General features: G+C 60.9%; 8 protein-coding genes and 3 pseudogenes. 8 read left to right on the forward strand and 3 right to left on the reverse strand.

Annotated elements, in window-relative coordinates:
* Positions 1–118: 118 nt before the first annotated feature.
* The 5 genes and pseudogenes from QU595_RS27155 to QU595_RS27175 form a co-directional block, all read left to right on the forward strand.
* A complete protein-coding gene (locus tag QU595_RS27155; RefSeq protein WP_315927886.1) occupies positions 119–1138 on the forward strand; it encodes a BMP family protein in 1020 nt (339 codons plus the stop codon).
* On the forward strand, positions 1135–2694 hold the full coding sequence (locus QU595_RS27160; RefSeq protein ID WP_315927888.1) for an ABC transporter ATP-binding protein: 1560 nt from the start codon (positions 1135–1137) through the stop codon (positions 2692–2694). The genes QU595_RS27155 and QU595_RS27160 overlap by 4 nt, the downstream gene beginning before the upstream one ends.
* Positions 2691–3773, forward strand: a complete 1083-nt coding sequence (locus QU595_RS27165; protein ID WP_315927890.1) for an ABC transporter permease — start codon at positions 2691–2693, stop codon at positions 3771–3773. Before QU595_RS27160 ends, QU595_RS27165 begins: the two co-directional genes overlap by 4 nt.
* Positions 3766–4698 carry an ABC transporter permease gene (locus QU595_RS27170; protein ID WP_315927892.1) on the forward strand — a complete coding sequence of 311 codons (933 nt, stop codon included), beginning with the start codon at positions 3766–3768 and terminating at the stop codon, positions 4696–4698. The genes QU595_RS27165 and QU595_RS27170 overlap by 8 nt, the downstream gene beginning before the upstream one ends.
* Before the next feature lie 129 nt (positions 4699–4827).
* A pseudogene (locus QU595_RS27175) lies at positions 4828–4990 on the forward strand (ATPase, T2SS/T4P/T4SS family); the annotation flags it as partial.
* Positions 4991–5038: 48 nt separating this feature from the next.
* On the opposite strand, the gene QU595_RS27180 reads toward QU595_RS27175, so the two are convergent.
* On the reverse strand, positions 5039–5509 hold the full coding sequence (locus tag QU595_RS27180) for an amidohydrolase family protein (protein WP_315927894.1): 471 nt from the start codon (positions 5507–5509) through the stop codon (positions 5039–5041).
* Positions 5464–5820 carry a hypothetical protein gene (locus QU595_RS27185; protein ID WP_315927896.1) on the reverse strand — a complete coding sequence of 119 codons (357 nt, stop codon included), beginning with the start codon at positions 5818–5820 and terminating at the stop codon, positions 5464–5466. The genes QU595_RS27180 and QU595_RS27185 overlap by 46 nt, the downstream gene beginning before the upstream one ends.
* On the opposite strand from QU595_RS27185, the gene QU595_RS27190 reads away from it, so the two are divergent.
* The 3 genes and pseudogenes from QU595_RS27190 (at position 5792) to QU595_RS27200 (ending at position 7648) form a co-directional block, all read left to right on the forward strand.
* Positions 5792–6079, forward strand: a complete 288-nt coding sequence (locus QU595_RS27190) for a LysR substrate-binding domain-containing protein (RefSeq protein WP_315927898.1) — start codon at positions 5792–5794, stop codon at positions 6077–6079. The genes QU595_RS27185 and QU595_RS27190 overlap by 29 nt on opposite strands.
* Before the next feature lie 234 nt (positions 6080–6313).
* Positions 6314–7054 (forward strand): annotated as a pseudogene (locus tag QU595_RS27195) (ISNCY family transposase); the annotation flags it as partial.
* A 36-nt stretch (positions 7055–7090) separates the two neighbouring features.
* On the forward strand, positions 7091–7648 hold the full coding sequence (locus tag QU595_RS27200; protein WP_315927900.1) for a hypothetical protein: 558 nt from the start codon (positions 7091–7093) through the stop codon (positions 7646–7648).
* Between the two features lie 677 nt (positions 7649–8325).
* Here the strand turns inward: QU595_RS27200 and QU595_RS27205 are convergent.
* A pseudogene (locus QU595_RS27205) lies at positions 8326–8447 on the reverse strand (S-(hydroxymethyl)glutathione dehydrogenase); the annotation flags it as partial.

Raw genomic sequence — 8447 nt, forward strand, 5'->3', positions numbered from 1 at the left:
CAAGGGGAACGTCGTCGTCGCAGGAATCCGCCGCTCGGCAAGGCCCGCCCTGAGCAGGCCGGGCTCGAGCGATCGAGCGGAATGAAACGGTTTTCGGACTGGAGTGGAGGAACCTTACATGGCACCGAACATCACGCGTCGCGCGGCACTTGTCGGAACGGCGGGTGCAATCCTGCTGTCGGGCCTTGCCCGTTCATTCGCGGCAGAGCCGGCCAGGCTGAAGATCGCAATCATCATGGAGAGCCGGATCGACGTCGGCTGGTCCAGCACGCTGATCGACGCTCTCGGCAAGATCAAGAGCGAGATGGCCTCGACCCTCGACCTTTCCTGGGAATACACGGACCCGCTCTGGAACGAGGATGCCGAGAACGCGATCCGTCTTTACGCCCAGAGCGGCGAATACGACATCATCTGGGGCCACGGACGCTATTCCGACCAGATCAGGAAGCTCAACGCCGACTTCCCCGACATCATGTTTGTGGTGGCCGGCTCCGGCAACGCGCCGATCGGCGCCAACCAGTACTGGCTCTACAAGCGGCTGCACGAGCCGTCCTACCTGCTCGGCATGCTGGCCGGCCGGACGACGAAGTCCGGCGTGATCGGACTGGTCGGCACGTTCGCGGCCGACGACGTCAACGACCAGATCAACGCCTACCTCGACGGCGCGCGCTCGGTCCGTCCCGACATCCGGCATCGTGTCTCGTTCATCGGCTCCTGGTCGGACAATGCGCTTGCCGCCGAGCATGCCAACGTCCAGATCGCCTCCGGCGCCGACGTCGTGTTCATGCTCACCGACAATTTCAAGCCTTGCGAGGAGCACAGGATAATGTGCTTCGCCAACATCAGCGACCAGAGCAAGAATGCTCCGACCGCCCTGGCGTCCAGCGCGATCATCAACTGGGAGCCGGACATCAGGTGGATCGTCGAGGAATGGCGCAAGCATAAGGCCGGCGACCCGTTCAGCGGCAACGCGGAACCGAAGTGGTTCTCGATGGCGCAGGGCGGCACCGATATCGCGCCCTACCACGAGTTCGATGCCAAGCTGCCGGAAGCGGTGAAGCAGGAGATCGCGTCGACCCGGCAGAAGATCATTTCCGGCGCCCTGGTCATCCCGGTGAACACGGCGGAAGTGAAGTGAACTGCGTGGCACAGACGGCGCGGCCGGTCGTGGCGGAAGAGCTGCTCGAAGTCCGCAACCTGACCAAGCGCTTCGGCGCCGTGGCCGCCAATGACGGCGTCAGCCTCGAAGTCCGCAAAGGGGAGATTCACTGTCTCTTCGGCGAAAACGGGGCCGGCAAGTCGACGCTGTCGGCCTGCCTCTACGGCTACTACAGAGCCGACAGCGGCGAAATCGTCTTCAAGGGCAAGCCCGTCGAGCTGAATTCGCCGGCGGACGCGCTCCGCCTCGGCATCGGCATGGTGCACCAGCATTTCGTGCTGGTCTCCAACTTCACGGTCCTTGAAAACATCATCGTCGGCAGCTCCGATGTCGGCGTTTTCCTCAACACGTCGGAAGCGCGGCGCAAGGTGCTTGCGCTTTGCCGGGAGTGCGGCATCGACATCGACCTGGACCGCGAGGTCTGGCAATTGTCGGTCGGCGAGCAACAATGGGTGGAGATACTCAAGGCGCTCTATTTCGGTGCCGAATTGCTGATCCTCGACGAGCCGACGGCCGTGCTCACCCCGCAGCAGTCGGACCAGTTGTTCAGGATCATCTCGGGCATGCGCGCCCGCGGCCTGTCGATCATCCTGATCAGCCACAAGCTGCGCGAGGTGATGCAATCCGATCGCATCACCATCCTTCGCAAGGGCAAGGTCGTGGCCACCGTGGAAACGGCCGGCAGCACGGCCGAGGCGATCACCGCGCTGATGGTCGGACACAAGGTCACGAAGCACGTCCGCGACCGGTCGGTCGTCCCGGGGGGCGATTTCCTGTCGGTAGGCAACGTCTGCGCCAAGGGCGACTGGGGCGAGGATGTGCTCAAGGACGTCAGCTTCGACATCGCCAGGCACGAAGTCCTCGGCCTGGCCGGGGTCGCCGGCAACGGCCAGAAGGAGCTGTTCGAAGTCCTGATGGGGGTCCGCGCGACGAGCTCCGGCGGGTTCTCGCTCGATGGCGAAAGAATAGTAGCGCCGACATCACGCGAGATGCTTGACCGCGGCGTCGGCTTTGTACCGGACGACCGCTTTCTCGAAGGGCTGATACCGGAGTTCGGCACGGCCGAAAACCTTGTGCTCGGCTGGCAGCGTGCGCCTGAATATCGCCGTGGGCCGTTCCTCGACCGGCGCAAGCTCGGCCTGCTCGCGCGCGGGAAGATCGAGGAATTCAAGGTGGCCACGGCGTCGCCGGAGCTGCCGGTCGAACGGCTGTCCGGCGGCAACGCGCAGCGCGTCATCCTGGCGCGCGAGTTCCTGCATGCGCGCGGGCTGCTGCTCGCCAACCAGCCGACGCGGGGGCTCGACGTCGCGGCTTCCGAATTCGTTTACGAGAAGATCCTGGAGAAGCGCGCCGCCGGTTTCGCCGTGCTGCTGGCTTCCGAGGAGCTCGACGATCTGCTGCGCCTCTGCGACCGCATAGCGGTGATCTTCAAGGGGCGGATCATGGGTATCGTGCGCCCCGAGGAAACCTCGCTGCTCGACCTCGGGATGATGATGGCGGGAGACGCCAGGGGACCGGAACGGACAATCCAATGATTTCAGTTCAACGACGCTCGGGCAGCAGCCTCAGTTGGAACGTCGCCTGCTACTCGGCAGCGATGATATGCGCCTTCCTGACGTCCGCCGTCTTGCTGGCCTTTTCGGGCGGCGACCCCGCGAAGGCGTTCTCGGCGCTGCTCACCGGCGCCTTCGGCAGCCAGAACGCGCTCTATGGCTCCCTGGCGAAGGCGACGCCGCTGCTGCTCGTCGGGCTCGGCACGGTCGTCGCGTTCCGGGCGAAGATATGGAACATCGGCCAGGAGGGCCAAGTCTTCGCCGGCGCCATGGCGGCCTACTGGATGAGCCTTTGGGTGGCTCCCCTGCCGTATTGGCTGGCGTTGCTGCTGATCGCGGCTGCCGGCCTGGTCGGCGGCGGCATGCCAGGTCTGCTCGCGGGTTATCTCAAGGTCCGTTTCGGCACCAGCGAGGTCATCTCGACGGTGATGCTGAACTACATCGTCATTTACATCCTCGCCTATCTTCTGGACGGCGGCCCGTGGATGGAGAGCGGTCTTACCGTTGCCTATCACCAGTCCTCGCCGGTCAACCCGCTGCTCGAATGGCCGACCCTGCTCGGCCAGGGCTCCGGCAGGATGCATATCGGCTTCATCCTGGCGCTCGCCGCCGCGGGCTTCTGCGCCGTGCTTCTGGAGCGGACTTCTCTCGGCTACGAAATCCGCGCCTTCGGCTCCAACCCGACGGCGCTGCGTTTCCGTGGCACCAACATCCGGCGCCTGTTGCTGGTGGTGATGCTGCTGTCGGGTGCGCTCGCAGGTCTGGCAGGAGCGGGCGAATTGTTCGGCACCTCGCATCGCCTGCGCGCCGAGACCCTGCTCGGCATCGGCAGTTCGGGCATCGTCGTCGCCATGGTTGGCGGGCTCCGTCCCAGCGGCGCGATGCTGGCGGCGCTTTTCTTCGGCGCGCTGAAAAGCGGTGCCATCTACATGCGGCTGAAAAGCGGAACGCCGGCCGGACTGGTCTCGGCGATGGAAGGGCTGGTGCTGCTCTTCTTCCTTTGTGCCGCAGTCGCGACAAAGGTTCAGTTGGTCCGCGCCGAGGAGAAGGTCCATGCTTGAGCTGCTGCAAGGCCCCCTGCTGATCAGCATCCTGGCCGGGATGGTCCGGATCGCAACGCCGCTCCTGTTCTCGGCCATGGGCGAACTGGTCACCCAGCGCGCCGGCATCTGGAACATCTCGGTCGAAGGCACGATGCTGCTCGGAGCGGTGGTCGCCTATGTCGTCGCTTCGACGGCCGGCTCGCCTTGGCTCGCATTGCTGGCGGCGGCGCTCGCCTGCGCGCTGATCAGCCTGATCATGTCCTTTGTCACGATCGTGCTGAAGGCGGAACAGTTCGTTGCCGGCCTGGCGCTGAACCTCCTGGCTTCGGGGCTCACCCTGTTCTGGTTCCAGACCTATGTGATCGGCCGCGAGCCGCCGAAGTTCGCCGGCTTCGACCAGGTCGACATTCCTGTGCTGTCGGATATCCCGTTCCTCGGTCCGATCCTGTTCTCGCAACGGCTGTTGACCTACGTCGCCTTTTTTCTTCCGATCGCGGTGTGGTTCTTTCTCTATCGCACCAAATACGGGCTCGAGGTCCGCTGCGTCGGCGAGGATCCCAAGGCGCTCGACGTCAAGGGTTTGAGCGTCGGCCGGCGGCAATGCCTGGCGATCATGTTCGGCAGCCTGATGTCCGGCTTCGGCGGCGCATTCCTGATGCTCGGCTATTCCGACCGTTTCGTTCCCGACCTCATCGCGGGTCGCGGCTGGCTGGTCGTCGTCGCCATCATCGCCGGCAACTGGATGCCGTTCCGGGTGGTCGGCGCGATCTTCGTCTTCGCGCTGCTGGAAGCGGTCGCGATCCATGCCCAGGTGATCGGAGTGTCGATCCCGCACCATTTCTTCCTGATACTGCCCTATGTCGCCTCGCTGGTCCTGCTCGCCGGTTTCAGGTCGCGCACGCATCAGCCGGAAGCGCTCGGCTTGCCCTACAGCCGCGAGTGAGAGCTGCCTCAGAGGGCGACAGCGCAACTTTCGGCACTCCGGCCACGCGACTCTTGGCCCGGTTGCCGCCAATCAGTACGAAGCGCGCGGACTGTCGGCCAGATCACAAAGGCCGGCGAGGGCGGTTTCCTGGTCCTCTCGGGGGCGACAGGATCGGCAAAGACAACGTTTTCAAAAGCGGTGATCCGGCACATTCCCGGACAAGAGCGCATTGTTTCCGTCGAGGTCATCCCCGAACTCGCATCCCGCAGCATAACCAGGTTCGCCCTTCTATTCCAAAGGAGGGCAGGGGGATGTCGCAACTGCGGCACCTTTGGCGGATCACTATCGCCCATGCTCTCTAGCTCAAGCTGCGCTTCTTCAGCGCGTGTGCCTTTTCACGAAATTTCGCACGGATCTCCGCTTCATCGATATTGGCCACGATCCGGTTCTCCATCAACAGGCGGCCGTTGACGATGCTGTCGCGAACGTCGTCGGCACGGCTAGCATAGACCAGAGCGGCAGCCACATCATACACCGGCAAGGCGTGTGCTTTGTCGAGGTCAACAACGATCACATCGGCCGCCATGCCAGGTACAAGTTGTCCGGTCTCAGGCCTGTTCATGGTCTTGGCCCCATCGGCCGTCGCCATTTCCAATATTTCCGTCGTCTTGAAGAATTCAGGATCACCGGTCTTGTCCTTGTGGATCATGCCGGCGAACTTCATCTCCTGGAACATGTCGAGGGTGTTGTGGCTGGCTGGACCGTCCGTGGCGAGACCGACGGTCACGCCATGCTCGCGCACGCATTTGAGCGGCAGGGTGCCGGACACCAGCTTGGCGTTGCAACAGGGCAATGCGCGATCTTCGTGCCGGCGGCGTCGAGAATGCGGGCGTCCTCGTCATCAAGCTGCGTGCAATGCGCAGCGGTGACGTCGGCCGCGAGAAAGCCGAGCTTGTCCAGCCAGCGCACCGGCGAGGTGCCGTATTTTTCCGCGACGTAGGCATCTCCTGTGGCCCTTCCGACAGATGCGTGTGGATCGGCACCATAACTGACGAAAGCCTGGCGATCGGCCCGCTGTAGGAGATGATCATCGAACGCCTGCGATGCGCCCGTGCAACGCATCGCGGTGACCAATTCCATCGCCTTTCTCAAGGCCATGGTACAGGAAGGCCTTGGCTTCTCCATGCTCACTCTGATCGACGTGCGCGACGAAGTGAAGAACGGTAAACTGCGTTTCGTGCCAATGGCGGGAGCACGCATGTCGACGCCACTGTCGCTCTCTTCCCGCGATGTGAGAGCGCTCACGGAGGTAGGTAAAGCAGCCAGCGAACTCATCGCGAACTCGCTAAGGAAGCTGGAGCAGCAAGCGACGATCCGGTATATCGTTGCGGGCGTCTGACGGACATCGACCGGTCGACCGCCAGCGTCGGCCGCACGCCTAACAACGGACTTCAGCAGCGATAACTCAAGTTCCATAAGATAGATTATGCGACTTTTTGATATAGCGGCTATATAGAGATGCGACATTTGCATCTGGCCCTGCTCTCGATCAACCGCTCACGTCAGGGACAAAATTCAGCAACGCAACATCACTTCAACCCATGCCTAAGGACCAACAGGCCAGGCGTCTTTGGAGTTTGACCGCGCGCTGCACGAACTCAACATCGACATCATATGCGCCAACACGCCTCAGGCGAAGGGCCGGGTCGAGCGAGCAAACCGCACACTTCAAGATCGGTTGGTGAAGGAACTTTGGCTGCGGGACATCAATACGATCGAAGCCGCCAACGCCTACGTCGAGGAGTTTATGGAGGATTTCAACAAGCGCTTTGCCAAATTACCGCGTAATTCTAAGGATCTTCGCCGACCACTTGCCGAGCACGAGAATCTCGACACAGCCATGTGCCACAAAGAGGTGCGAAAGCTCTCTCAGGCTTTGACACTGCGCTACGACAAGGTGCTGTTCATCCTGGAGCCGACGGCATTTGCGAGAAGTGCCGCTGGTTCGAAGGTTATTGTTTGCGACTACCCGGATGGTCGCCTGGAGATTATCCATAAGGGTATCGCCCTGCCCTACACGACATTCGACAAGCTGCAAGCGGTCAACCGTTCTGAGATCGTTGAGCATAAACGTCTGGACGAGGTGTCGACCTGGATCGCCGACGGACAGGATGAAAGGCAGGTTCACCGCAGTCAGCACGCACCGCGGCGCACTGGCCAGGACAACCATATGTTTGGCATTCCTGATGGTGCGGTTAGCGACGGTTATCAGAAGCGTGGTCGTAAGCCAGGGCGCCGAACGGACTTCATGAATGATCCGGCAGTGATCGCGCGACGAGAAGAGGCACTGGCGAAGATGGAAGCGGCAGAATAAGATGCCATTAGCCTATAGTTTTTCTAGGGACAAGATGTGGACTGGTTTACTCGACGGAAGCCTTACTCAGATGCTGCAAAATCAGCCTTTGGGTCTAGAGTGATCGGCTCCACGGCAGCGAGTGAGTTGGCTTCTTTCGTTGATGACAATTACCAAACAACCTCGAAGCATTTTATATCTGACGGTCTCAGCATCTACATCCCTTATCGCCTACATTTTCTGCCAAAAGTGCAAGATGAGTTCAGCAACCTCTCACAGGCGTCGCATTGCCTGTTGACACGATCGACGGACGGATATCTGCGGCAGAAATCGTCTAAGTCAATTATTCGTCGAAATACATCTTGGACCATTCCCTTCGTTGTTCTTCTATTAGGTGAATATGTTATTGAAATTGTCGAAGATATTCACGCTTCGGTCGGCCACCTCGATCGGGCAGCTTATGCTGATTTTGTCCGCCAAAACCGAACGGCAATGCGCGAAATACGCGCCAGAGCGACAAGTTACTGGAATATTTACCACCGTCAGATTTATCCTGACCGAAAGCTCTATCCAGCGATTGCCGTTCTCAATCAGCTAGATGGTTGGGCAAGCTAAAGTCATTGGCCAGAAGCTCGTTTCGAGTTGCTCGATTTATCTGTCGCCACGGACTCTTAAGCCAAAGTTGGTGCCTAGCTGGAACGCCCCCGATCGGGCTGCGCAACCCCGACCAGCTGACGCCCGATCGAGTGCTCCGTTGAGATACAGAAGAACCCGGACGAGTTGGTCATTGATCGTCCGGGTTCGACTAACCTTCTAAGCGAGGGGCGAAAGCCACCACACTCTAATTGTAACATTCTCGGCGAGCGTGGCAAGTGACGGGAACGGTGTCGCATTTCTAGCTTGCCGGCGATGTCGCATTCCTATCTTGCGCAAACATTTGATGTAGCCGCAAAGTTTGAATGTCACACTCCCTGCGTCTGATCGACGCCAGGGAGATTGCGGATGGGATTGATTGCGATGAGCGAGCGCGATCTACAGCGTATCGAGGTTGCCTGCGGCGTGAATTTCGGACGGCGGGCGCCATGCCCCGTATGACGCGGCTTCGTTGCGGCCGTTCGCCGCGCGAAACGGCCATATTATGCAGTCTGAAACCGGCGGTGCGATCTCCTCGACGAAGACCGCACCGCCGGCTGCGCCGGGTTTTGGGAACACCGCGAGACAAGCCGGGAGGCTTTGACGGCTCGCGATCCGGCGTTTCGAAAAACCGTAGATGAACGGGCCCCGAAGCCGGCTCAATACACGACGACGGACCGGATGGACTTGCCCTCATGCATGAGGTCGAAGCCCTTGTTGATGTCGTCGAGGGTGAGCGTGTGGGTGATCATCGGGTCGATCTGGATCTTGCCCTCCATGT

The sequence above is a fragment of the Mesorhizobium sp. SP-1A genome (assembly GCF_032460275.1).
In the GTDB taxonomy this organism is placed as follows: domain Bacteria; phylum Pseudomonadota; class Alphaproteobacteria; order Rhizobiales; family Rhizobiaceae; genus Mesorhizobium.

What these genes read in the sequence shown, in the direction of transcription:
- QU595_RS27155 (WP_315927886.1), top strand. Translation starts at nt 119, where the DNA reads ATGGCACCGAACATCACGCGTCGCGCGGCACTTGTCGGAACGGCGGGT.
- QU595_RS27165 (WP_315927890.1), top strand. Translation starts at nt 2,691, where the DNA reads ATGATTTCAGTTCAACGACGCTCGGGCAGCAGCCTCAGTTGGAACGTC.
- QU595_RS27170 (WP_315927892.1), top strand. Translation starts at nt 3,766, where the DNA reads ATGCTTGAGCTGCTGCAAGGCCCCCTGCTGATCAGCATCCTGGCCGGG.
- QU595_RS27185 (WP_315927896.1), bottom strand. Translation starts at nt 5,820, where the DNA reads ATGGAATTGGTCACCGCGATGCGTTGCACGGGCGCATCGCAGGCGTTC.